The sequence below is a fragment of the Stenotrophomonas sp. NPDC078853 genome (genome assembly GCF_044901215.1).
Taxonomy (GTDB): domain Bacteria; phylum Pseudomonadota; class Gammaproteobacteria; order Xanthomonadales; family Xanthomonadaceae; genus Stenotrophomonas; species Stenotrophomonas lacuserhaii.
The window spans coordinates 71,694-97,437 of record NZ_JBJDOQ010000010.1; the positions used below are offsets into that span (position 1 = coordinate 71,694).

16 protein-coding genes are annotated in these 25,744 nt (G+C 68.7%); all 16 read left to right on the forward strand.

Features of this window, described 5'->3' with window-relative positions; genetic code table 11:
* Nucleotides 1-74 precede the first annotated feature (74 nt).
* The 16 genes from purL to ACI2JH_RS11800 all read left to right on the forward strand — a co-directional run bounded on the left by purL (nucleotide 75) and on the right by ACI2JH_RS11800 (nucleotide 25,384).
* The gene (purL, locus tag ACI2JH_RS11725) at nucleotides 75-3,956 is read left to right on the forward strand and encodes a phosphoribosylformylglycinamidine synthase (RefSeq protein ID WP_101100308.1); all 3,882 of its coding nucleotides are present in this window, start codon (nucleotides 75-77) and stop codon (nucleotides 3,954-3,956) included.
* A 439-nt stretch (nucleotides 3,957-4,395) separates the two neighbouring features.
* A complete protein-coding gene (locus ACI2JH_RS11730) occupies nucleotides 4,396-10,677 on the forward strand; it encodes an ESPR-type extended signal peptide-containing protein (protein ID WP_404736266.1) in 6,282 nt (2,093 codons plus the stop codon).
* A 164-nt stretch (nucleotides 10,678-10,841) separates the two neighbouring features.
* Complete coding sequence (locus tag ACI2JH_RS11735) at nucleotides 10,842-12,740, forward strand: S8 family serine peptidase (RefSeq protein WP_101100310.1); 1,899 nt, start codon at nucleotides 10,842-10,844, stop codon at nucleotides 12,738-12,740.
* 137 nt (nucleotides 12,741-12,877) lie between these two features.
* Complete coding sequence (gspE, locus tag ACI2JH_RS11740; RefSeq protein WP_101100311.1) at nucleotides 12,878-14,602, forward strand: type II secretion system ATPase GspE; 1,725 nt, start codon at nucleotides 12,878-12,880, stop codon at nucleotides 14,600-14,602.
* Between the two features lie 2 nt (nucleotides 14,603-14,604).
* Nucleotides 14,605-15,825 (forward strand): type II secretion system F family protein, encoded by a 1,221-nt coding sequence (locus tag ACI2JH_RS11745; protein WP_101100312.1) that lies wholly within the window; start codon nucleotides 14,605-14,607, stop codon nucleotides 15,823-15,825.
* Between the two features lie 33 nt (nucleotides 15,826-15,858).
* Nucleotides 15,859-16,293, forward strand: coding sequence for a type II secretion system major pseudopilin GspG (gene gspG, locus ACI2JH_RS11750; protein ID WP_223181789.1), 435 nt, complete (start codon nucleotides 15,859-15,861; stop codon nucleotides 16,291-16,293).
* Nucleotides 16,294-16,312: 19 nt separating this feature from the next.
* Nucleotides 16,313-16,807: a GspH/FimT family pseudopilin gene (locus ACI2JH_RS11755; protein ID WP_101100314.1), complete on the forward strand. Its 495-nt coding sequence runs from the start codon at nucleotides 16,313-16,315 to the stop codon at nucleotides 16,805-16,807.
* A 17-nt stretch (nucleotides 16,808-16,824) separates the two neighbouring features.
* Nucleotides 16,825-17,256 carry a prepilin-type N-terminal cleavage/methylation domain-containing protein gene (locus ACI2JH_RS11760; protein WP_319278147.1) on the forward strand — a complete coding sequence of 144 codons (432 nt, stop codon included), beginning with the start codon at nucleotides 16,825-16,827 and terminating at the stop codon, nucleotides 17,254-17,256.
* Complete coding sequence (locus ACI2JH_RS11765; RefSeq protein ID WP_404736267.1) at nucleotides 17,253-17,885, forward strand: prepilin-type N-terminal cleavage/methylation domain-containing protein; 633 nt, start codon at nucleotides 17,253-17,255, stop codon at nucleotides 17,883-17,885. Before ACI2JH_RS11760 ends, ACI2JH_RS11765 begins: the two co-directional genes overlap by 4 nt.
* Complete coding sequence (locus ACI2JH_RS11770) at nucleotides 17,882-18,760, forward strand: general secretion pathway protein GspK (RefSeq protein ID WP_404736268.1); 879 nt, start codon at nucleotides 17,882-17,884, stop codon at nucleotides 18,758-18,760. Before ACI2JH_RS11765 ends, ACI2JH_RS11770 begins: the two co-directional genes overlap by 4 nt.
* Complete coding sequence (locus tag ACI2JH_RS11775; protein WP_404736269.1) at nucleotides 18,757-19,911, forward strand: PilN domain-containing protein; 1,155 nt, start codon at nucleotides 18,757-18,759, stop codon at nucleotides 19,909-19,911. The genes ACI2JH_RS11770 and ACI2JH_RS11775 overlap by 4 nt, the downstream gene beginning before the upstream one ends.
* A complete protein-coding gene (gspM, locus tag ACI2JH_RS11780; RefSeq protein WP_404736270.1) occupies nucleotides 19,886-20,617 on the forward strand; it encodes a type II secretion system protein GspM in 732 nt (243 codons plus the stop codon). Before ACI2JH_RS11775 ends, gspM begins: the two co-directional genes overlap by 26 nt.
* Nucleotides 20,607-21,398, forward strand: a complete 792-nt coding sequence (locus tag ACI2JH_RS11785; RefSeq protein WP_404736271.1) for a hypothetical protein — start codon at nucleotides 20,607-20,609, stop codon at nucleotides 21,396-21,398. The genes gspM and ACI2JH_RS11785 overlap by 11 nt, the downstream gene beginning before the upstream one ends.
* 9 nt (nucleotides 21,399-21,407) lie before the next feature.
* The gene (gene gspD / locus ACI2JH_RS11790) at nucleotides 21,408-23,594 is read left to right on the forward strand and encodes a type II secretion system secretin GspD (RefSeq protein ID WP_349998909.1); all 2,187 of its coding nucleotides are present in this window, start codon (nucleotides 21,408-21,410) and stop codon (nucleotides 23,592-23,594) included.
* A gap of 99 nt (nucleotides 23,595-23,693) precedes the next feature.
* Nucleotides 23,694-24,551 carry a glycosyltransferase family 2 protein gene (locus tag ACI2JH_RS11795; RefSeq protein ID WP_404736272.1) on the forward strand — a complete coding sequence of 286 codons (858 nt, stop codon included), beginning with the start codon at nucleotides 23,694-23,696 and terminating at the stop codon, nucleotides 24,549-24,551.
* A complete protein-coding gene (locus ACI2JH_RS11800; RefSeq protein WP_182657006.1) occupies nucleotides 24,548-25,384 on the forward strand; it encodes a glycosyltransferase family 2 protein in 837 nt (278 codons plus the stop codon). Before ACI2JH_RS11795 ends, ACI2JH_RS11800 begins: the two co-directional genes overlap by 4 nt.
* Nucleotides 25,385-25,744: the final 360 nt, after the last annotated feature.

Genomic DNA, 25,744 nt, shown 5'->3' on the forward strand with positions numbered 1-25,744 from the left:
AATCGGCCATCCGGGCCCGCCGCGCCGCTTCCGGTACACTATCGGGCCCGTTTCCCAACCACGGTTCCCCGGACATGATGGTCCTCGAGGGCGCGCCCGCCCTGTCGGCGTTCCGCCGCGAACGTCTCGAATCCCGCCTGCAGTCCATTGCCGCCGATCTGCGCATCAGCGGAGCCTGGCAGGTCTACTTCATCCAGCCCGACGGGCAGGGCGTGGCCGATACCGCCACGCTGTGCCGGATCCTGGAGGCGCGCGAACGGGCCGAGCCGGTGGCCGAAGGCGCCACCCAGCGCTTCGTGGTGCCGCGCCTGGGTACCCTTTCGCCGTGGTCCAGCAAGGCCACCGAACTGGTACGCGGTGCGGGCCAGCCGGTCAGCCGGGTGGAACGCGGCCTGCGCATCGATGTGCTGGGCTGGCCGACCGACGCGGCGGTGCAGCAGGCGTTGGTGAAGGCGCTGCATGACCCGATGACGCAGTCGGTACTGCAGACCGTGGAGCAGGGCAGCACGCTGTTCTCCACCCCGGCGCGCGGCGAACTGGAACGTGTGGCACTGGATGACCTGGAAGGCGCCAACCAGCGCCTCGGCCTGGCCATGGCGCAGGACGAGATCGACTACCTGCGCGAGCGCTTCGGCCAGCTCGGGCGCAAACCGTCCGACGTGGAACTGATGATGTTCGCGCAGGCGAACTCCGAGCACTGCCGGCACAAGATATTCAACGCCAGCTGGACCATCGACGGCCACGAGCAGGATCGTTCGCTGTTCCGGATGATCAAGAACACCCACCAGCAGACCCCGCAGCACACGCTCAGCGCTTACAGCGACAACGCCGCGGTGATCGAGGGCCATCCGGCCGCGCGTTATCGTCCGGATCCGGCCAGCGGCGAGTACCGCAGCGAAGCGGTGCTGCCAAGCGCGTTCCAGATCAAGGTGGAAACCCACAACCACCCGACCGCGATCGCCCCGTTCCCGGGCGCGGCGACCGGTGCAGGCGGTGAGATCCGCGACGAAGGCGCGACCGGCCGCGGCGGCAAGCCGAAGGCCGGCCTGACCGGTTTCTCGGTGTCGCACCTGCGCATCCCGACCCTGCCGCAGCCATGGGAGGCGCCGCGCGCGCTGAACCCGCGCATGGCCCCGGCGCTGGACATCATGCTCGACGGCCCGCTCGGCGGTGCCGCGTTCAACAACGAATTCGGCCGACCGAACCTGCTGGGTTACTTCCGCACCTTCGAGTTGGCCGAGGGCGGCATCACCCGCGCCTACGACAAGCCGATCATGCTGGCCGGCGGCCTGGGTGCCATCGATCGGGTGCAGGTCGACAAGATTCCACTGCAGGCCGGCGATGCGGTGATCGTGCTGGGCGGCCCGGCGATGCTGATCGGCCTGGGCGGCGGTGCCGCCTCGTCGGTGGCCTCCGGTGAAAGTGCCGAAGACCTCGATTTCGCCAGCGTGCAGCGCGACAACCCGGAAATGGAGCGTCGCTGCCAGGAAGTGATCGACCGCTGCGTCGGCATGGGGCTGGACAACCCGATCAAGTTCTTCCATGACGTGGGTGCCGGTGGCCTGTCCAATGCCATCCCGGAGCTGCTGCACGATTCCGGCGTGGGCGGGGTGATCGACCTGGGCAAGGTGCCCAGCGATGATCCCTCGCTGTCGCCGATGCAGCTGTGGTGCAACGAATCGCAGGAACGCTACGTGCTGGGCGTGGCCCAGGAACGGCTGGCCGAATTCGCCGCGCTGTGCGCGCGCGAGCGCTGCCCGTTCGCCGCCGTGGGCGTGGCGACCACCGAAGAACACCTGGTGGTGGCTTACGGTGCGACGCCGGGCAACATCCCGGCCGATGCTCCGATCGACCTGCCGATGGACGTGCTGTTCGGCAAGCCGCCGAAGATGCATCGTGATACCAGCCACCCGCCGGCGCCGCGCTGGCCGGCGTTGAAGACCAGCGGCCTGGACCTGCATGAAGCCGGCCTGCGGGTACTGGCGCACCCGACGGTGGCCGCGAAGAATTTCCTGGTCACCATCGGCGATCGCAGTGTCGGTGGCCTGACCGCGCGCGAGCAGATGATCGGGCCGTGGCAGGTACCGGTATCGGACGTGGCGATCACCTTGACCGGCTTCGATGGCGTGGTCGGCGAGGCGATGTCACTGGGCGAACGCACCCCGTTGGCCCTGCTGGACGCCGCCGCATCGGCCCGCATGGCTGTCGGCGAGGCGATCACCAACCTGTGTGCCGCCCCGGTGGATGCGCTGGATGAGGTGAAGCTGTCGGCGAACTGGATGGCCGCGGCCGGCCATGAGGGCGAAGACGCGCTGCTGTACGACGCGGTCAAGGCGGTGGGCATGCAGCTGTGCCCGCAGCTGGACATCAGCATTCCGGTCGGCAAGGATTCGCTGTCGATGCAGGCGCAATGGCATGACGCAGGCGAGGCGCACAAGAGTGTGTCGCCGGTGTCGCTGGTGATCACCGCCTTCGCCCCGGTGCTGGACGTGCGCCAGCAGCTGACCCCGCTGCTGCAGCGGGACCTGGACAGCGAGCTGTGGCTGATCGGCCTGGGTGCCGGCAAGCAGCGCATGGGCGGTTCGATCCTGGCCCAGGTGCACGCCGACCACGGTGGCCTGCCGGCCTTCGGTGGCACCGCGCCGGACCTGGATGATCCGCAGCGGCTGCGCGCATTCTTCGAACTGATCCGCGATGCGCGCCGTGATGGCCTGCTGATGGCCTACCACGACCGCAGCGACGGCGGCGCGTTTGCCGCACTGTGCGAGATGGCGTTTGCCTCGCGGATGGGCCTGGACATCCTGCTCGATGCCTGGGGCGATGATCCGTTCCGCAGCCTGTTCAACGAAGAGCTGGGCGCGGTGGTGCAGGTCGCGCGCGAAGACCGGGCGGCGTTCGCCGACCTGGTGGAACGCCACGCCCTGACCGAGTGCGCGCAGCGCATCGCGCGGCCGACCACCGCACCGGTGGTGCGTGTATCGCTGCACGGCGAAAACGTGGTCGAGTGGCGCTGGGAAGCGCTGTTCGATGCCTGGTGGTCGGTCACCCATGCCATGCAGAAACTGCGTGACAACCCTGAGACCGCCGACCAGGAGCGCGAGGTGGCACGTGCGTTCAATGCGCCGGGCCTGAAGCCGAAGCTGGGCTTCGACCTGGATGAGGACATCGGTGCGCCGTTCATCAACACCGGCATCCGGCCGAAGGTCGCGATCCTCCGCGAGCAGGGCGTCAACGGCCAGATTGAAATGGCGAACGCCTTTGAACGTGCCGGCTTCAGTGCGTTCGATGTGCACATGAGCGACCTGATCGAAGGCCGCGTGGACCTGCGCGATTTCACTGGGCTGGCCGCCTGCGGTGGCTTCAGCTACGGCGACGTGCTCGGTGCCGGGCGTGGCTGGGCAACCTCGATCCTGGAGCGCAACGCGCTGCGTGATGCCTTCGCGGCGTTCTTCGCGCGCGAAGACAGCTTCTCGCTCGGCGTCTGCAACGGTTGCCAGATGATCAGCCAGCTCAAGTCGATCATCCCGGGTGCCGAGCACTGGCCGCAGTTCCGCCGCAATGCCAGCGAGCAGTTCGAAGCCCGCACCGCGCTGCTGGAAGTGGTGGAATCACCTTCGATCCTGCTGCGCGGGATGGCCGGTTCGCGGCTGCCGGTGGCGGTGGCGCACGGGGAAGGCCGCGCGGTGTTCGACACCGCCGTGGACCAGGCCGCGGCACGGGTGTCACTGCGCTATATCGACGGCGACGGCAACGTGGCCGGCCAGTATCCGCTGAACCCGAACGGGTCCCCTGAGGGCATCACCGGCCTGACCAGTACCGATGGCCGGGTCACGATCATGATGCCGCATCCGGAACGCACGCCACGTGCGCTCAACCTGAGCTGGGCACCTGCTGAATGGCAGGGCGACTCGCCCTGGCTGCGGATGTTCCGCAACGCCCGCGCATGGTGCGGCTGAACACCGTTCAGTGATGCAGAGCGCCAATTCGCAGGCGTACTGAGAACCCGCCGGGCAACCGGCGGGTTTTTTCTTGCAGCGCGCCCAATGGACGACGTTGGGCGCCGATGGGTGACTGAACAGGCAGCCTTGCGCCCCATGGAAGCAGGCCGCCTTCTTCACATGAATGCACTGAACCGAGAAGGCAGTCACGTCATTTCTTTTTTCTTCGTCAAGCTATTGACGTTGAGAAAGGTTCACGTTAAACCTTTAGCTCGTTCTGGAAACATTCAGTCAGCCACACCCGCAGGACCGCACGCACCGCTTCACGTTGCACTGCGCGCCGTTCGGCAACTGCAGTAAATCACGCGAACAAACGCCCTCAGGGGACGTTGGGCCATCGGGCCCGGCGGTGGCGTTGCTTTGCCCGAAAACCAGCCCAACCAGGAGTCGTACGCAGATGAATCGGATTTATCGCAAGGTCTGGAACAAAGCACTCGGACAGCTGGTCGTGGCCTCGGAACTGGCCTCTTCCGACCAGCCCGGCAACGTCATCGACAAACGCCGCCGAGGCAGTGGTCCGATCCTGGTGGGCGCCTCGTTGGCGATGGCCTTGGGATGGGGAGCGGCCATGCCCTCGGCCTTGGCCCAGTCCGTTGCAGTCGGTGGCACCGAAGAGTGCACCCTGGCGGACGGCTCGCTGGCGCAATGCGCGGTGACCGGCAACGCAGTGGTTTCCGGTGCGACCGCGGTTGCCGTGGGTGACAGCAGCACCGCCACCGGCCTGTACGCCGTGGCCATCGGCGCCGACGCCATCGCCGGCAAATCGCTTGCGTCCGCCTTCGGTGGCGGCGCGCAGGCCACCGCGACCGGCAGCACCGCACTCGGTGCAGGCAGCGTGGCATCGGCCAGCAACAGCGTGGCGCTGGGCGCGGATTCCATCGCCACCCGCGCCGACAGCGTGTCGGTCGGCAGCGCCGGCAGCGAACGCCAGATCACCAACGTGAAGGCCGGCACGGCCGACACCGATGCGGTCAACGTGGCCCAGCTGGACGAAGTGGCTGCCGTCGCCGACACCACGGCGAAGTATTTCCAGGCCACCGGCAGCGACGACAGCGATGCCGGCGCCTTCGCCGCCGGTGCCAATGCCACCGCCATCGGTGAAGCGTCCAATGCGCTGGCCGATGGCAGCACGGCCCTCGGCAGCGGTGCTGCCGCCGTGGCCAGCAATGCGACGGCGGTCGGTTTCAACGCGCTGGCCAGCGGCCAGAACAGCGCCGCCTTCGGCAACAACGCCCAGGCCAACGGCCCGGGCAGCGTGGCGGTCGGTGGTGCGGCAGTGGACGCCGATGGCAACCCGCTGATCACCAACGGCGGCGTGCCGGTGGATACCGGCGCCACCAGCGCCGGCGTGGGCGCCACTGCGGTCGGGGCCAGCGCCGAGGCAAGCGGTTTTGCGTCGTCTTCGTACGGCCTGGGTGCCTACGCCGGCGGCGCGCAGTCCTCCGCTTTCGGTGCGGTGTCCAATGCGATCGGCGATTACTCCACCGCCATCGGCACCGAATCGGTCGCCACCGGCACCAGCAGCGTGGCCATCGGCGGACCGGCGGACCTGATCCCGGGCCTGGGCTACTTCGTGCAGACCCAGGCCAGCGGCGAATCGGCCACGGCCGTGGGCGCCGGTGCCATCGCCAGCGGTGACCTCAGCCTGGCCAGCGGCACGCTGAGCGAAGCATCCGGCGAGCAGGCCACTGCTGTTGGTTACTTCGCCTACGCCCCCGGCGACCGCGCCAGCGCGCTCGGCGCGCAGAGCTGGGCCAGCGGCGAAGACAGCACAGCGGTCGGCTTCTACAGCACGGCACGGGGGGCCAACAGCGTGGCGCTGGGCGCCAACTCCGAGGCAGTGCGCGCCAATTCGGTCGCGGTCGGCAGCGTCGGCAACGAGCGCCAGATCACCGATGTAGCGGCCGGTACCGAGGCCACCGATGCGGTGAATCTCGAACAGTTGGACGCAGTGGCTGCAGTAGCCGACACCACCGCCAAGTACTTCCAGGCCACCGGCAGCGAAGACAGCGACGCCGGCGCGTTCGCGGCCGGCGCCAACGCCACCGCCATCGGCGAGGCGTCCAATGCGCTGGCCGACGGCAGCACCGCGCTCGGCAGCGGCGCGACCGCCGTCGCCAGCAATGCGACGGCAGTCGGCTTCAACGCGCTGGCCAGCGGCCAGAACAGTGCCGCCTTCGGCAACAACGCCCAGGCCAACGGCCCGGGCAGCGTGGCCGTTGGCGGTGCGGCAGTGGACGCCAATGGCGACCCGCTGATCACCAACGGCGGGGTGCCGGTGGATACCGGCGCGACCAGTGCCGGCGTGGGCGGCACCGCCGTTGGTGCCAGCGCCGAAGCCAGCGGCTTCGCTGCCTCCTCGTACGGTGTGGGGGCCTATGCCAGCGGCGCGCAGGCATCCGCGTTCGGTGCGGTGTCCAACGCCACCGGTGATTTCTCCACCGCCATGGGTACCGGCAGCGCAGCCACGGGCAACAGCTCGGTTGCCGTGGGCGCCGATTCGGCGGCCAGTGGCGGCTACAGCACCGCAACCGGCCAGGCCAGCATCGCCAGTGGCACCAACAGCGTGGCCGTCGGTGGGGCGCTGTTCGGCCTGCTCGCCACCGAAGCCTCCGGCAATTTCTCCACCGCCGTCGGTGGCGGTGCCTGGTCACCGGGTGCCAACAGCACCGCGCTCGGCAATGCGGCCGAGTCACGCGGTGACAACAGCGTGGCGCTGGGTGCCGACTCCATCGCCACCCGCGCGGACAGCGTGTCGGTCGGCAACACCGACCTGCAGCGGCAGATCACCAACGTGGCCGCCGGTACCGAGGGCACCGACGCGGTCAACCTGGACCAGCTCAATGCGGTCGCCGCAGGTGCGGAGAACACCAGCAAGTACTTCCAGGCACAGCCGGAAACCGGCACCGACATCGGTGCATGGGCCGAAGGTGAAGGGGCGTTGGCGGCTGGTTCGGCCAGCAACGCCATCGGTGACGGCGCCGTCGCACAGGGCGCAGGTGCTGCTGCCGTCGGCAACGACAGCGTAGCGGTCGGCCGCAACACCAGCGCTGGCGGCGAAGGTGCGGTGGCCATCGGTGGCCTCGGCCAGGCGTATGACGAATACAACTCGCCGATCTTCAGCGACGACGGAACCGCGGTGCTGACCGGCACCAGCGCCAGCGCGGGTTCCACTGCGGTGGGCAACGCGGCGCAGGCTACCGGCCTGGTCAGCAATGCCTTCGGCTCCGGTGCACAGGCCACCGGCGACAACAGCTTCGCCGGCGGCAACAAAGCGCGCGCAACCGGCGGCTACAGCGTGGCGATCGGTGACAGCGCGTGGGCCAGCAGCGATGAAAGCACGGCCGTAGGTGGCTACAGCTTCGCCACCGCGGCAGGTGCAACGGCGTTCGGTTCCAGCGCATGGGCGACGGCGACCAATGCCTCCGCGTTTGGTCCGGCGGCTTGGGCCAGCGGCAGCGGGTCGACCTCCATCGGTTACAACAGCTGGGCCGATGGGGCCAGCTCCACGGCGGTCGGCCGCGGTGCATTCGGCTACGGTGACTACAGCGTCGCCCTGGGTTACCAGGCGCTCGGCAACACCATCAACAGCATCTCCATCGGCACCAATTCCGAAGCGCTGGGCGAGAGTGCCATCGCGGTCGGTGCGGGCAGCAGCGCCGCCGGTGACAACAGCGTGGCGCTGGGTGCAGGTTCGATCGCTGGTCGCGAACGCAGTGTCTCGGTCGGCAGTGCCGGCAGCGAGCGCCAGGTCACCAACGTGGCAGCGGGTACCCAGGGCACCGACGCGGTGAACCTGGACCAGCTGGAAGCCGTGGCGGCAGCAGGCGAAACCACCAGCAGGTATTTCCAGGCCAGCGGCAGCGCAGACAGCGATGCGGGTGCTTTCGTCGAAGGCGAAAACGCCTTGGCCGCGGGCGAGGCCAGCAATGCCATCGGCGATGGCGCCGTTGCACTCGGCAGCGGCGCGACCGCGATCGGCAGCAATGCCGCCGCGGTGGGTTTCAATGCCTTGGCCTCGGGTGAAAATGCCAGCGCCAGCGGCTTCAACGCACAGGCCACGGCGGCCAACGCCATCGCCAGCGGCGCCAACGCCGTGGCATCCGGCGAGTACGCCACGGCCAATGGCGCAGAGAGCCTGGCGTCGGGTGAAATGAGCGCCGCTTTCGGCGCTGGCAGCATGGCAACCGGCGCCGGCAGCACCGCCAGCGGCGTACTGGCTGAAGCCAGCGGCGAAGAAGCCGTCGCCGTAGGTTACTTCAGCACCGCCGATGGCAGCGGTGCCACCGCAGCGGGTTCCGAAGCGGTCGCCATCGGCACGACCGCCGCCAGCTTCGGCTTCGCCGCTGAAGCGACCGCCGGCTACAGCACGGCGGTGGGCGGTTACGCGCAGGCGTCGGCGTTCAACGCCACGGCGCTGGGCAGCTTCGCCGATGCATCGGGCGCGAACTCGTTGGCGCTCGGCGGGGACTCGGTGGCCAGCGGTGCGTACAGCACGGCGGCCGGCCAGGCCAGCATCGCCAGTGGCACCAACAGCGTGGCCGTCGGTGGCGCGCTCGGTGGGCTGTACGCCACCGAAGCATCGGGCAACTACTCCACCGCAGTCGGTGGTGGCGCGTGGTCGTCCGGGGTCAACAGCACCGCGATCGGCAATGCGGCGATATCCGCAGGGCTCAACAGCGTCGCGCTGGGTGCAGACTCCATCGCCGACCGCGACAACAGCGTGTCGGTCGGTGGCGGTGGCGCCACCCGCCAGATCACCAACGTGGCCGCCGGCAGCGAGGCCACCGATGCGGTGAACCTGGCCCAGCTGGAAGCCGTCGCCGCGGCCGGTGCAACGGCCAGCAAGTACTTCGCCGCCAGCGGCAGCGAAGACAGTGACGCCGGTGCGCTGGTGGACGGCGAGAATGCGCTGGCCGCAGGCGAAGCCAGCAATGCGCTGGGGGACGGTGCGATCGCGCTGGGCAGTGGCGCGACCTCGGTGGGTGCCAATGCCTCGGCAGTCGGCTTCAATGCCCTGGCGGCAGCAGCGAATGCCACCGCCAGCGGTGCCAACGCGGCCGCATCGGCCGAGTACGCTACCGCCAACGGTGCAGAGAGCGTGGCATCGGCTGAAACCAGCTCGGCGTTCGGTGCCGCCAGCGTGGCCAGTGGCACTGGCAGCACCGCTGCTGGCGCCTTGTCCGAAGCATCGGGCGTGGAGTCGGTGGCAGTGGGCTACTTCAGCAGCGCCGCCGGCGATGCGGCGACCGCCGTCGGTGCGGAGAGCAGCGCCAACGGCAGCGTGGCCGCCAGCCTCGGCTTCCGTGCCGACGCCAGCGGCGACTTCAGCACGGCAGTCGGCGGCCTCTCGCAGGCCAGCGCCTTCAACGCCACCGCGGTCGGCAACTCGGCCGTGGCCTCCGGTTCCGGCTCGCTCGCCCTTGGCGGTGACGCGCTCGCCAGCGGCGCACGCAGCGTCGCACTCGGTGCCGGTTCGCAGGCGCTGGAAGCAAACGTGGTGTCGGTCGGCGGCGGCAACGGAGCCAGTGCACCGGCGACCCGTCGCATCGTCAACGTGGCCGATGGTCGCCTGACCGCCGACAGCAGCGATGCGGTGACCGGTTCGCAGCTGAGCACCACCAACCAGCGCGTGGGTGCGGTGGAAACCAAGGTCAGCGATATCGACAACCGCATCGGCGGGCTGCAGACCACCCAGGCAAACACCCTGGCCTACGATGACTCCGAGCACGGCAAGCTGACCTTCGGCGGGGCCCAGGGCACGGTGGTGGACAACATCGCCGCCGGCAGCATCAGCGGCGACAGCCGCCAGGCGGTCAACGGTGGCCAGCTGTTCCAGTCGCTGGCCAATGCGGCCAGCATGCTGGGCGGTGGCGCCAGCGTCGGCCTGCAGGGCGTGTTCGTCGCGCCGAACTACATCATCCAGGGCAGCACCTACAACAACGTCGGCGACGCCTTGACCGCGCTGGACAGCCGGGTTTCCAACCTGGGCCAGAGCCTGGCTTCGGGTGCGCCGGTCAGCACCGCACCGTCGCCGGCCGCCGGTGGCAGCGGCCCGTCCACGGCCGCCGGCGGCACATTGCCGGTCGCCACCCCGAGCGCGGACGTCAGTGCGCAGGCGGTGGTGGGCCAGGGCGCGCTCGCCAGTGGTGCAGGCGCCACGGCGATCGGCCTGGGGGCAACGGCCTCGGCGGACAATTCGGTGGCACTGGGCCAGGGCTCGGTCGCAGACCGCGCCAACTCGGTGTCGGTCGGCAGCGTTGGCAACGAACGCCAGGTGACCAACGTCGCCGCCGGTACCCAGGCCACCGACGCGGTCAACAAGGGCCAGCTGGACAGTGGCGTGGCCTCGGCCAACAGCTACACCGATTCGCGCGTCAAGTCGGTCGCCGACAGCTTCGACGTGTTCAAGGGCGATGTCGACGGCAAGCTGCGCAACATGGACCGCCGCATCGACCAGCAGGGCGCGATGAGCGCGGCGATGCTCAACATGGCCACCAGTGCGGCCGGTGTGCGCACCCAGAACCGGGTCGGCGTCGGCGTCGGCTTCCAGGGCGGCGAATCGGCGTTGTCACTGGGCTACCAGCGTGCGGTCAGCGACCGCGCAACGGTGACCTTCGGCGGCGCGTTCAGCAGTGATGACAGCTCGGTAGGCGTCGGTGCCGGCTTCGGCTGGTAACGCCTGGCCGAGCGCAGAAACAACGCGGCGACCGTCCGGTCGCCGCTGGCCAGTGAAGCCTGAGGGGGCGGGTCACGGCAACCCTGGCGAGGCCAGCCAGGGGTAGTTGCAGGGAGTAAGGCCGCAGGTTTGGTTCCACCATCGACCCAGAAGAGGATTTCGACGTGATCAACAAGCAGAACCTTCGCATCAACGTACTCGCCGCCGCCGTACTGTCGCTGACCGCAGGCGCGGGCATGGCCCAGGCCGCCGACCTGAAGGTCAGTGCGCCGCAGCAGGTCCCCACCGCGCAGCAGCAGGCGGCGAACGGCATCATCGTCAAGTACAAGGCCGGCAGCAGCGCGGCGAGCAGCAGCGCAGCCAAGGTGGCGGTCGTCAATGGTGCGCTGTCGCGTGCCACGTTGTCCGGCAACCGCGGGACCGCCAGCGCACGCGCTGCCGCGTTCAGTCCGCAGCTCGCCCGCCGGCTCGGCGTGGGAGCCGACCTGATCCGCCTGAAATCCCGCCTGGCCGGTGCCGACCTGGACAAGGTGCTGGCGGAACTGCGCGCCGACCCGGCCGTACAGTACGCCGTGCCGGACGCACGCATGTATGCCATCGACGCCGGCACGCCGGCGCGCGCGCGCGCCGTCGTACAGGCTGACGCAACGCCGGCCCTGGTGCCGAACGATCCGTACTACGCGCAGTACCAGTGGCATCTGAACAGCGCCACCGGTGGCATCAATGCACCGGCTGCGTGGGATGTGGGGGCCGGCGAAGGCGTGGTGGTGGCGGTGCTGGACACCGGCATCCTGCCGCAGCACCCGGACTTTGCCAGCGGCGCGCTGCTGCCCGGCTACGATTTCATCAGTGATGCGGAAACGTCGCGTCGTGCGACCGACGAGCGCGTCCCCGGTGCGCTGGACATGGGCGACTGGGTCGAGAACGACAATGAATGCTACGACGGCTCGCTGGCCGAAGACAGCTCGTGGCACGGCACGCACGTGGCAGGCACCATCGCCGAGGCGACCAACAACGCGCTCGGCATGGCCGGCGTGGCGCACAAGGCCAGCGTGCTGCCGGTGCGCGTGCTGGGCAAGTGCGGTGGCTACCTGTCCGACATCGCCGATGCGATCACCTGGGCATCAGGCGGCACCGTCGCTGGCGTTGCGGCCAATACGACCCCGGCCGACATCATCAACATGAGCCTGGGTGGCGGCTCGGCCTGTGATCCGCTGTACCAGGATGCGATCAATGGCGCAGTATCGCGCGGTACCCTCGTGGTGGTCGCGGCCGGCAATTCGGCTTCCAATGCGGCCAACTTCCGCCCGGCCAGCTGCAGCAACGTGATCGCGGTCGGTGCGAGCCGCATCACCGGCGGCATCGCCTCCTATTCCAACTTCGGTACGGTCGTCGACCTGTCCGGACCGGGCGGCGGTGGCGGTGTCGATGGCAACCCGGGCGGCTACGTGTGGCAGGCCGGTTACAACGGCACCACCACCCCGACCTCCGGTGCCTACAGCTACATGGGCATGGCCGGCACCTCGATGGCTTCGCCGCATGTGGCCGGCGTGGCTGCCCTTGTGCAGGGCGCGCTGGCCGCTGCGGATCGCGATCCGCTGACCCCGGCAGAGATGGAGACGCTGCTCAAGCAGACCGCGCGTGCGTTCCCGGTCACCATCCCGGCCGGTACGCCGATCGGTACCGGCATCGTCGATGCAAAGGCGGCCCTGGATGAAGCATTGAAGGAGCCGTGCACCGAAAACTGCGCACCGCCTGCCACTCCGCTGACCAACAAGGTCGCCGTGGCCGGCATCGCCGGCGCCAGCGGCAGCGAGAAGCTGTACAGCTTCGTCGCCACGGCCGGCAAGCCGGTCAGCTTCGTCACCTACGGCGGCACCGGCAATGTGTCGCTGCACGTGGGCGCGGACACCGGCACCTCGACCGTGGTGTACACCGCCAAGTCGACACGTGCAGGCAATGCCGAAACCGTGCGCATCACTGCGCCGGTGGCTGGCACCTACTACGTGAAGCTGGCCGGTGACGCGGCGTTCTCCGGTGTTTCGCTGCTCGCCACGCAGTAAGTCATCTCGTTGACCTGGACGGCCCGCCAGCTTGCTGGCGGGCCTTTTTATTTGACGCAATCGAGATTTTCCCGCGCTGAACGGCTGTGACCGATGGCGAACTGCTAAAGTCTGGACGATTGCAGGCGAGGCACTTTGTGAACGCAGTAGCCGACCAGGTCAACGTGGACACCATCGAAACGTCGCTGATCGACGCGCTGCTCCTGCGCGGACGGTTGAAGGATGCCGATCTGGTCCGCGCCCGCACCCTGCATGCCGAATCCGGTGGCAGCCTGCTGTCGCTGCTGGTCCGCCTGGGTCTGGTGTCCGAACGCGACCAGGCGCAGGTCAGTGCCGAGGTGCTCGGGGTGCCGTTGCTCGAGGCACGGCAGATGCCGGAAACACCCCCGTCTTCGCTGGTCGACGCCTTGCCGGTGACGCTGCGCTTCCTCAAACAGTTCCACGTCTGTCCGGTTTCGCTGGATGAACAGGGCCTGCTGCTGTGGCAGGCCGACGTGCATGATCCGTATCCCTGCCAGGCCATCAGCCTGGCCATGGGCGTGGACGTGCACCCGCGGGTGGGCCAGCGTTCGGAGATCGACGACCAGATCGAGCGCTGGTTCGGCCAGGGCCGCAGCGCCATGGGCGCGATCGTTGAAACCGCAGATGGCGAAGGGGCGGCGGTGGATGACATCGAACACCTGCGTGACCTCGCCTCCGAAGCACCGGTGATCCGGCTGGTGAACCTGGTCATCCAGCGTGCGGTGGAACTGCGCGCCTCGGACATCCACGTCGAACCCTTCGAAACGCGCCTGAAGGTGCGCTACCGCGTCGACGGCGTGCTGATCGACGGGGAAAGCCCGCCGTCCAACCTCACCGCTGCGGTGATCAGCCGCATCAAGATCATGGCGCGTCTGAACATCGCAGAACGTCGCCTGCCGCAGGATGGCCGCATCATGCTGCGCGTGCAGGGCAAGGAGCTGGACCTGCGCGTCAGCACCGTGCCGACCGCGCATGGCGAAAGCGTGGTGATGCGCCTGCTGGACCGCGAGACCGTGGTGTTCGACTTCCATCGCCTCGGCTTCACCGATGAATTCCTGCCGGCATTCCGCAAGGTGCTCGAGCAGCCGCACGGCATCCTGCTGGTCACCGGGCCGACCGGTTCGGGCAAGACCACCACGCTGTATACGGCGTTGAGCCAGCTCAATACCGCCGACGTCAAGATCATCACCGTCGAAGATCCGGTCGAGTACCAGATCGAAGGCATCAACCAGATCCAGGCCAAGCCGCAGATCGGGCTGGACTTCGCCAATGCGCTGCGCAGCATCGTGCGCCAGGATCCTGACATCATCATGATCGGCGAAATGCGCGACCTGGAAACCGCGCGCATCGCGATCCAGTCCGCGCTCACCGGCCACCTCGTGCTGTCCACGCTGCACACCAACAACGCGGCCGGTGGCATCACCCGCCTGCTGGACATGGGCGTGGAGGACTACCTGCTGACCTCCACCATCAACGGCATCCTGGCCCAGCGCCTGGTGCGCCGGCTGGAGCCCACCCATGCCGAACGGTATCCCGCCTCGCCGGAGGAAATCGAACGCTTCGACCTGCGTCGGCTGCAGCCGGAAGGCACCATCCATCTCTACCGTCCGCGGCCATCGGCGCTGGCGCCCACCGGGTACCTGGGGCGCACCACGATCGTCGAATTCCTGGTCATGAACGATGAACTGCGGCGCGCGGTGATGCGTCGCGATGGCATGGGTGAAATCGAACGCATCGCCCGCAGTGGCGGCATGCGCACCATGTACGAAGATGGCCTGCTGAAGGCGCTGGCCGGCCAGACCACGCTGGAAGAAGTCCTGCGCACCACCGAGGAAAGCTGAGCATGCCGGTGTTCCGATACAAGGCACTGGATGCGCAGGGCGAAGTAGTGGATGGCCAGATGGAAGCGGCCAGCCAGGCCGAACTGGTGGTCCGGCTGCAGGAGCAGGGCCACCTGCCGATGGAAACCCGCCTGGCCAGCGAAGGCGGCCTGGAGGCGGGGCGCCTGCGCGGCCTGTTCAAGCAGCGTCCGTTCCAGGGCGCCGCGCTGCTGCAGTTCACCCAGCAGTTGTCCACGCTGCTCGGTGCCGGCCAACCGCTGGACCGCGCCCTGACCATCCTGCTGAGCCTGCCCGAAGACGAACGCTCGCGGCGCGTGGTCAGCGAGATCCGCGACACCGTGCGCGGCGGCGCTTCGCTGTCCAGTGCGCTGGAACGCCAGCACGGACTGTTCTCGCGCCTGTACATCAACATGGTGCGCGCAGGCGAAGCCGGTGGCAGCCTGCACGACACGCTGCAGCGGCTGGCTGATTACCTGGAACGCAGCCGCGCGCTGCAGGGCAGGGTGGTCAATGCGCTGATCTACCCGGCGATCCTGCTGGTGGTGGTCGGCGGGGCGCTGCTGTTCCTGCTCGGCTACGTGGTGCCGCAGTTCGCGCAGATGTACGAGAGCCTGGATGTCACCCTGCCGTGGTTCACCCAGCTGGTGCTGCAGATGGGCCTGCTGGTGCGTGATGGCTGGATCTTCTTCATCGTGGTGCCGGCGCTGCTGGCCTGGCTGGGGGAACGCAAGGCGCGGCAGCCGGCGTTCCGGCTGGCGCTGGATGGCTGGCTGCTGCAGCGCAAGGGTATCGGTGGCCTGCTCGGCAAACTGGAGACCGCGCGGCTGGCCCGCACCCTGGGCACCCTGCTGCGCAATGGCGTGCCATTGCTGGCGGCGCTGGGCATCGCGCGCAACGTGCTGGGCAACCGCGCGCTGGCCGCCGACATCGACCTGGCCGCCGATGAAGTCAAGAACGGCAACGGCCTTTCCGCCGCATTGGCACGTGGCAAGCGCTTCCCCCGCCTGGCGCTTCAGATGATCCAGGTCGGCGAGGAATCCGGTGCACTGGATACCATGCTGCTGAAGACCGCCGACACCTTCGAGCAGGAAACCGCACGCAGCATCGACCGCATGTTGTCGGCGATGGTGCCGGCGATCACTCTGGTGCTGGCCTCGGTGGTGGGGCTGGTGATCATCGCCGTGCTGGTACCGATGTACGACCTGACCAATGCCATTGGCTGACCCTGTTTTCCCCGTGGAAAGGAACCCCTGACGATGCGACACCGTCCCCTGAAAGCTTTTACCTCCGCTCGCCGCCAGTCCGGCATGAGCCTGCTGGAGATCATCATCGTCATCGTGCTGATCGGCGCGGTGCTCACCCTGGTGGCCAGCCGCGTGCTGGGTGGTGCCGACCGCGGCAAGGCGAACCTGGCCAAGGCCCAGGTGCAGACCGTTGCCAGCAAGATCGACAACTACCGCCTGGACACCAATCGCCTGCCTGGCAAACTGGATGAACTGGTCACCGCGCCCAGTGGCGTGAACGGATGGATGGGCCCCTACGCGAAAGCATCGGACCTGGACGATCCATGGGGCCGGCCGCTGGATTACCGTGCCCCCGGCGAGAGCCAGGACTATGACCTGATCAGCCTGGGCAAGGATGGCAAGCCGGGTGGCACCAGTTTCGATGCGGACATCCGCTACGAACAGTGATGCAGCCAAGGGCCCGCACATGCCGGGGCTGAGCCGCCTGCGCCTGCAGCCGATGCCCGCGCGCCACCCGCGCGTGGGCGGCATGTCGCTGCTGGAAATGCTGCTGGTCATTGCGCTGATCGCACTGGTCGGGCTGGTCACCGGCGGCATGTTCGCGCGTGGCATGTCCGGCGCCCAGCTGCGCAATGCCGGCAAGGAGCTGGCCAGCCAGCTGCGCCTGACCCGCGCCGAAGCCATCGCGCGTGGTTCCGTGCAGCGCTTCGTCATCGAGCCGCGTGCGCGCCGCTGGGAAGGAGCGGGCGGACGCAGCGGCAGCCTGCCCGAATCTCTGCAGGTGAGCTTCGAGGGGGCCGCGCAGCTTCAGCCGGGCGCGGGGCGTGGCGCGATCGAGTTCCATCCCGATGGCGGCTCCAGTGGTGGCCGTATCGTGCTGAAGCGAGGAGACGCCCGGTGGCGCATCGACGTGGGATGGCTGACCGGCGAAGTACGCTCCGCTCCGGATGCGGCCCCGTGACACGCGCCCGGTATGCAATGCGGGTACGTCGCCGCGCGGGCGGTTTCACCCTGCTCGAAGTACTGGTGGCGTTCGCGCTGCTTGCCATCGCGTTGACCCTGCTGTTGGGCACCCTGTCCGGCGCCGCGCGACAGGTCGGGCAGGCCGATGTGCGCACCCGCGCGGTGCTGCACGCACAGTCCCTGCTGACCAGCGTGGGCATCGAGTCGCCGCTTCGCGAAGGCCAGCAGCAGGGTCGCTGGGAGCAGGGCCGCTACCAATGGCAATTGCAGGTACGTCCCTACGTGGAAGCCCGTGATACGCCCGTGCCGCCCGCACAGGCGCAGGCATCGGCCGGCCCGCGCCTGGTGGAGCTTGAACTGCAGGTGCGCTGGACCCAGCCGCGCGCCGGTGAACTGCGCTGGCGCACGCTGCGCCTGTTGCCGCCGATGCTGGAGGCAAGCCCATGAATCATCGCCCGTCGGGCTTCACCCTGATCGAAGTATTGCTGGCCACCGCGCTGTTGGCTGCCGGGCTCGCCTTGGCCTTCGTCACCGTGCGTTCGGCAATGACCATCAGCCAGCGTGGCGAGGCGGTGGCCGCCGACAACGAGCGCATGCGTGCGGTGCAAAGTCTGTTGCGACGGCAGTTGAGCCAGGCGCTGCGCAGTCGCATCGAGCCAGCCGATCCTGCGCGGGAACCGCTCTATTTCATTGGTGAAGCACAGCGCCTGCGCTTTGTTTCCGAGGTCCCGGGCTACCTCGGGCGCGGTGGATCCTACGTGCATGACCTGCAGGTGGTGCGCAGCGGGCAGGGCGTTCGGCTGCAGCTGGGGCTGGTGATGGTGCAGGACGGCGTGCAGATCCAGGAGCGTCCCGCGCGCGCGCCGGAGCCGCTGGCCGATGGCCTGCGCCAGGTAACGCTGCGCTACCGCGGCCGCGACGAAACCAGTGGCGGATTGAGCGACTGGGTGGACACGTGGCCGGATACGCGCCGTCCGCCGTTGCTGGTTTCCGTGCAGGTGCAGCCGCTGCGCGGACCGGCATGGCCGGAGCTGCGCGTGGCGCTGGAAAACGGCGGCCAGGAGCAGGCGCGATGACCGCCGTGCCAGCCCGTCGCCAGCGCGGTGCGGCACTGGTACTGGTGCTGTGGCTGATTGCCTTGCTGACCGCGCTGGTCGGCGCTTTCGCCTTGTCGGCGCGTATCGAGCAACTGCAGCAGCGGGTGCAGGACGACACCGGTCGTGCGCAGGAAATCGGCCGTGCGGGGGTGGCGTATGCCATGTCCCGGCTGCGCGCCGATTCCGCGCGTCCCCCTTGGCAGCCCGATGGACGGCCGTATCGTTGGCAGTTCGACGGTGCCAAGGTGGATATCCGGATTGAAGACGAAGGCGGCAAGATCAACCTGAACCTGGCCGACGCCGCCTTGCTCGAGGGTTTCCTGCGCGCGCTGCAGGTCGACCCGCAGCAGGCAACGCAGCTGGCCGGTGCGATCATCGACTGGCGCGACGCCGATGACCTCAGTCCCGCAGGAGGCGGCGCCGAGCTGGGCGACTATGTCGCCGCCAGCCTGCCGTACGGCCCGCGCAACGCCCGCTTCGAGACCCTTGGCGAGCTGCAGCGGGTGCTGGGAATCAGCCCGGCGCTGTACCGCCAGATGCGCCCGATGTTGACCCTGCACAGCCGCCAGTCACGCCCGGACGGACGCTTCGCGCGCGGCCCGGTGTTGACCGCGCTGGGCCTGGATGCCGCCCTGGTGCTGGCCCAGCGGGAGCAGGAATGGAGCGGCGCCGACGATCCGTCGCGTCCCGCCTCTATTGCCACCGGCAGTGGCACCTATAGTATCGACTGTCGGGTCACGGACGACCGGGGTCGCATCGCCAGCAGCCGGGCCGTGGTGCGCAATGCCCAGAGCGTGGCGATGGGGCGGGCTTACACAGTGCTTGAATGGGAACAGGGAATGGCATCGCAATGACAGCGTGGCAGCAAGGATTCAGGCAGGTAACGGCGCAGGTAGCGCCGCGAGCCAGCCATTTCCTGCACTGGTGGCGGACTTCACTGCTGGCCTGGTTGCCGGCCCGCTGGCAGTGGGCACTTGGCTGGGCGCCAGCGCGGCTGCTGCTGCGGCAACAGGATGACCAGTTGCACCTGGAACGTGAGATCGGCACCCAGCGGCTGGCGGTGGCCACGCTGCCATGGCCGTGCCAGGCCGCCGCGCTGGCCACTGCACTGCCGCCGCGCCTGCAGCGTCTGCCGCGTTACTGGCTGTTGGATGGCGGCCAGGTGCTGCGCCGCACGCTGCGGGTTCCGGCTGCTGCAGCGGGTCGCCTGCTGGACGTGATGGGCTTCGAAATCGATCGGCAGACCCCATTCACCGCCGACCAGGTGAGCCACGACGTACGCCTGTTGGGTGATGCCGGCGCCGGCCAGCTGGATGTCGAGCTGGTGGTCCTGCCACGCGTGCGCCTTGAGCAGTGGCAGCAGGACGTGGGCAGCTGGGCCGATGCAGTCAGTGGCATCGACGTGATGGATCGCGCTGGTGAACCGTTGAAGGTGAACCTGCTGCCGCCTCCGTTGCGCCGACACATGCGCAATCCCCAGCTGCGGCTGGAGCTGCTGCTGGCGGTGGCCGCGCTGGTGATGTTGCTGCTGGCGGGCAGCCAATTGCTGCATAACCGCGAACAGGCCGCCGATACGCTGCGTGCGGAAGTCGAGCGCAGTGCGCGCAACGCACGTGGCGTGGCCGATGAACGCGCGCGCCTGCAGGCGCTGGTGGATGGGGCACGCTTCCTTGACGAGGAGCGCGACAAGCGACCGACGATGCTGGCGGTATGGAATGAACTGAGTCGGAAGCTGCCCGATGGCAGCTTCCTAGAGAAGATCGGCGTGGAGAACCAGCAACTGCAGTTGATCGGGCTGAGCCGCGAGGCCAACCAGCTGGTGCCGCTGCTGCAGCAGTCAGCGCTGTGGCAGCGGGTGAACCTGACCGGCGTGCTGCAGGCCGATGGAACCGCAGGCGGCCGTGACCGCTTCACCTTGACCGCCGAGCTGCGTGCTTCGGCCAACGCTGCCGCCGCCATGGCGAAGAAGGGAGCGGCCGATGCCGGTGCAAACGACGCCCCGTGACCGCTGGCTGGCGCTGGCGCTGCTGCTCGCCGTGCTGGCGCTGGCCTACCTGCTTCTGGTCCACCCCTTCTTTACCGTGCCGTGGCGCGCGATCGACCAGGAAATCGTCGCACTGCAGGAACGCCAGCACCGTGTGCAGGTACAGATCGACCAGCGACCGGAGGTGAGCGCGCGCCTGCAGCAGGTGCAGCAGGCGCTGCGTGAGCGTCCTGGCTTCCTGCCCGAAGCCACCGCCGAGGCCGCGGCGGCGGCATTGTCCTCGCGCGTCCAGGACGTGGTGCTGTCCGCCAGCCCGGGCAACCGCGGCTGCGTGGTCAGCAATCGCACGCCGATGCCGGACAACCGTACCGAGGCCAGCTATGTCCGGGTCGCCTTGCAGGTCAGGTTGCGCTGCGGCGTGGATGAAACGGCCAGCGTGCTGCACGCGCTGGAAACCGGGGCGCCACGCCTGTTCGTGGAAAACCTCAACATGCTTGCGCAGCGCTTCCAGCAGTCCACCGAGGAAGCCGGTACCGGCCTTGACGTGTCCTTCGAGCTGATCGGTTATCTGCAGCCGGGAATCGCCGATGCCGGCGCGGCCCCTGGCTCTGTGGGAGATGACGAAGCGGCAGCCGCGGCAACGGAGACGGCGCGCGCGCCGGCCACCGACGAGGTCGATGCCGCCGACAGCCCGCCTGCCGAAGTGGAGCAGACCGATGCAGAGTGAGCGCTTCAGCCTGCGCGGCGCGATCCTGCTGGGGCTTGCCCTGCTGGCGGCGGCGGCCTGGTTGGCCACGGTGCTCGGTGTGGGTACCCGCATCCGTGGCCAGGACAACAGCGAGGTGGCGGCGCCCCGCCTGCCAACGCTGCCTGATGCTGCGGCTGATCCGATGGCCGCACTGTCCAGTTTCAGCGCCATCACCGAGCGTCCGGTATTCGCCGAAGACCGCCGGCCGCATCCGTTCCGCCTGGGGGGGCAGCAGCAGGCTACGCCCGGTGGTGCATTGCGCTTGACCGGCGTACTGCTCAGCGGCAGCTTCGGCATGGCCACGCTGTCCGGCGACAACAACCGTTCGCTGCGCCTGCGCCTCAATGGCGAGGCGCTCGAAGGCTGGCAGCTGCTGGCGCTGGAGCCGCGCCGCGCGACCGTACTTGGCCCCGACGGTGCGCAGGTGCTGGAACTGGCGGTGTTCGATGGCCAGGGCGGGCAACCGCCTACCCAGCTACGCGATCCGCGAGCGCCCGCCGGCGCGGCACGGCCGGGCACCGTCGTGCCGTCCCCCGCCGCCGCTGCGGCACGCGCAGGGCAGGGGAGCCCGGCGGCGGTTCCTGCAGCTGCCGCGCCCACCCCTGCCGCCAATGAAGCGCCTGCCAACCAAGGGCCCAGCGAAGAGCAGATGCGCGCCATCCGCGAACGCATCCGTGCCCGCCGCGAGCAACTCCAGCAGCAGCAACAGCAACAGCAACGCCAGTCGACGCCGCCCCCCGGCGGCGCTGCCAACCCTTAGAGTGAAAGCATGAACCTGCGTTTCCCCAGCTGCTCTTTCGCCCTGGCCCTGCTGGTCGGATGCACGACGGTGCCCACGCCGGACGTGCAGCGCAAGGCGCGTTTCGACACCGGCATCAGCACCCCGACCGAGACCCTCGAGACGGAAGAGCAGGGCACGCCCAAGGCCGTGATCCGCCGCGGCACCGGCACGATGATCAACCGGAGTGCCGCAGCGGCGCGGTCACCTGCGCTGGCGCAGGCCAGCAACGGCGATGCCACGTTCAATTTCGAAGGCGAGTCGCTGCATGCGGTGGTCAAGGCCATCCTGGGCGATCTGCTGGGACAGAACTACGTCATCGCCCCTGGCGTGCAGGGCACGGTGACGCTGGCCACGCCCAAGCCGGTGTCCGGCGCGCAGGCGCTCAACCTGCTGGAGATGGTGCTGGGCTGGAACAACGCCCGCATGGTCTACAGCGGCGGCCGCTACAACATCGTCGCCGCCGACCAGGCGCTTGCCGGCACGGTGGCGCCGAGCACCGCGCCAGCGGCCAATGCGCGTGGATTCGAAGTGCGCGTGGTACCGCTGCAGTACATCTCCGCCACGGAGATGAAGAAAGTGCTGGAGCCCTACGCCCGGCCAAACGCGATCGTGAATGTTGACAGCGGACGCAACGTCATCACCCTGGGCGGCACGCGGCAGGAACTGGAAAATTACCTGCACACCGTGCAGATCTTCGACGTCGACTGGTTGTCCGGCATGTCGGTGGGCGTGTTCCCGATCAGTTCCGGAAAGGCCGAACAGGTCTCGGCCGATCTGGAAAAGATCTTCGGCAAGGACAGCGAGACCCCCAGTGCGGGGATGCTGCGCTTCCTGCCGCTGGAAAATGCCAATGCCGTGCTGGTGATCACCCCGCAGGTGCGCTACCTGGACCAGATCCAGCAGTGGCTGGATCGCATCGATACCGCCGGTGGTGCGCCGCGGCTGTTCTCCTACGAACTGCGTTACGTCAAGGCGCGCGATCTTGCCGAACGGCTGGCAGAGGCCTTCGGCAGCAGCGGCAGCAGTCGTGGAGGCGACAGCGGCGCCTCGCTGGCACCGGGTGGCACCAGCTCGCGGATCGACGGGGGCGACAGCCGCGCGCAGGACGCCGGACTGGACAGCAATGCGCTGGGTACCTCCGGCAGCGGCGCCGGCCAGGGTGGTGCTTCGATGAACCTGCCGCAGCGCCAGTCAGGCAACGCCAGCGTCACCCTGGAGATCGCCGGTGACACGGTCGGCGTGTCCGCCGTGGAAGAAACCAACACCCTGCTGGTGCGCTCCACGCCGCAGGCCTGGCGATCCATCCGCGAGGTGGTGGAAAAGCTGGACGTGATGCCGATGCAGGTGCATATCGAAGCCCAGGTCGCCGAGGTCAGGCTGACCGGTGAGTTGAGCTACGGCGTGAACTGGTACTTCGAGAACGCCGTGCAGGGCGCCGGGTATACCGGCGCGGCGGTCGGCGCCACGCTGCCCAATGCGGCAGGCCGCGATATCTGGGGGACCTTCTCCGGTGCGGTCACCGGCGGCAGCGGACTGGGCTGGACCTTCCTCGGGCGCAATGCCGCCGCGGTGGTCAGCGCGCTGGACAAGGTGTCCGATGTCCGGCTGCTGCAGACGCCCTCCATCTTCGTCCGCAACAACGCCGAAGCGACCCTCAACGTGGGTGAGCGGGTGCCGATCACCAGCACCTCGTTCAACAGCGGCGTGGGCGGTGGGACCTACGGCCAGGTGCAGTACATCGATACCGGCGTGATCCTGAAGGTGCGGCCACGGGTGACCCGAGATGGCACGGTGTTCCTGGATATCGTGCAGGAGGTGAGCAACGCCGAGGCGGTCGCCAGCAACTGCGACCAGGCCAGCGGCGGCTGCAATCCGCGCATCACCACGCGCAAGCTGGCCACCGAAGCGGCAGTGCAGAGCGGCGATACGATCATGCTCGCCGGACTGACCACCGACTCCGGCACCGACAGCAGCAGCGGCATCCCCGGCCTCAGTCGTATTCCGGTGCTTGGCGCGCTGTTCGGCAGCAAAGGGCGCAACAGCGGGCGCTCGGAAGTCATCGTGCTGTTGACCCCGACCATCGTCCGCAACGGCCAGGAATCGCGCGACCTGACCGACGAATACAGCCGTCGCTTCCGTGCGATGGAGCCGATCAACGCCCCGCGCGCGAAGTAAATCACGACAAGGACGGTCGCATTGCGGCCGTCTTGCTTGCTACGCTGGCCGCACATGGCCGTGGCAACCGCCCGCCGTGCATCCACCAGCGGAGGCGGGATGGGGGCGATCGTGTTGTTGCCGTTGGGCGTGGACGACGCTGCGTTGGACCGCTGCCTGGCGGCCTTGGATGCAGCCACCCCGCCCGGTACCGCCGTATGGCTGGCCGACGACGCACAGGCCGGACCGCGTGCGCAGGCCGTGGTGGAACATTGGCTGGCCCACACGCCGCTGCAGGCCGAGTACACGCGGCGTGCGCGGCCGTTGGGTGAAGTGGCCCATCTGGATGAGATGCTGCGCGCCTGCGCGGGGCTGGACGTGGCAGTGCTGGCGCCGGACAGCGTGCCGGGACCGGGCTGGCTGGAGCAGCTGCAGGCCTGCTTTGCGCGCGATGCCTCGATCGCCACGGCCACGCCGTGGTGCAACGCCGGCGAGACCGTTGCATGGCCGCGGATGGGAGAGGTCAATGCCATGCCCGACGCGCTTGAAACACTGTCCCGGGCATGTGCCGACATGCCGCCCAGGTATCCGGAACTGCCCTCGGCGGTGACCCACGCGGTGCTGGTGCGGGGCACGGCGCGGCAACGTGCGGGCGGACTGGACGCGGACAGTTACGGCGGCTGGAGCGCGGCGCTGATCGACCTGGGATTGCGCATGGCCGGACTGGGTTGGCGCAACGTGCTGTGCGAGACCGCCTTCGTCGCCCGCGCCGACGAGGGCGGCCACGCGCCGGGGGACCTGGAAGCGCTGGCCAGTCGCTGGCCGGCGTGGACGCCGCGGCTGGCCGATTTCCTGATGCACGATCCGCTGCGTGCTGCACGCGAGGACCTGCAGCTTGGCTACCAGCGCGCGATAATGCCGAAGGCGCAGGGCGATCTGTTCGGCGTCGCCCCGCCGCCGCAGGAGCCGCCCGCTTGAACCCCGCCATCGTCGCCGTCGTCGTCACCTACCAGAGCAGCACGACCATCGAGGACTGCCTGCAGCGCCTGCGCGACGCGCGCGGCATCGCCGAGATCCGCGTGGTGGACAACGGATCGACCGACGACACGGTGGATATCCTGCAGCGGCATGCCAGCCATGACCCGCGCGTGCGCTTCATCGCCAACCCGGACAACCCCGGTTTCGCTGCCGCCAACAACCAGGGCGCCGGCGATTCCAGCAGCCCGTGGCTGGCCTTCATCAATCCTGACGTGATGGTGGAAGCGGAGACCCTGGCCCTGCTGTGCGAGCGCGCGCAGGCGCTGGGCGACTGCCTGCTGGGCGTGGAGCAGGTCGATGAGAACGGCCGTGCCGACGACGCGGTGCGCCGTCGCGACCCAGACTTCCTGGCCATGCTGCGCTCGCCCGGGAGCGGGTCGAAGCTGGCCATCGCACGTGATCCCAGCGTGGCGATGCAGCGCGTGCCGGCGATCTCCGGTGCGGTGATGCTGATGCCGCGCGTGCTGTTCGAACGCATCGGCGGTTGGGATGCCGGCTACCGGCTGCACGCCGAAGACCTCGATCTGTGCCGTCGCGTGCGTGAGGCCGGCGGCGTGGTGGCCATCGCCAACGACCTGCAGGTGCTGCACGTACGCGGCGTGTCCAGCCGCTCGCGGCCATTCTTCGTGGAATGGCACAAGCATCGTGGGCTGTGGCGATACTTCCAGCGCTTCGAAGCGCGGCAGCGCAGCCTGCCGGTGCGGGTGGCGGTGTGGGGGGCGATATGGGCGCACGCGGTATTGCAGGTGCCCAGGCTGCTGCGAGCGGCGTAGCCCCTCGTGGTGGCGGTTGCTTCAGGTGGCCGGGTTGGCGCCGGGTGGTGGGGCTGGGCGGGGGACGGCAAGAGCCGCTCCTGCGGGCCTCGTTTCGCGCCATTCATGGCGCGGGTACACGTCATCGCATTCGCGCTGCCGCTCCCACGGTTTGCTGCGCAAACCATGGGCCCCTCCTCACCAACGCCCACACCCCGCCGCTTCGCGGCCGCCCCTGACTCAGGGGCTCCCTCCACCCGACACGCTACGGGGCCCCGGTAGCGCCGAGCCGTGCTCGGCGAGCGCAGCGGGCCGTTGGCGGAAACATCCCGCCGACCATGGGTCGGCGCTACCAGGACCGCATGGTCCAAGGCGGCCATG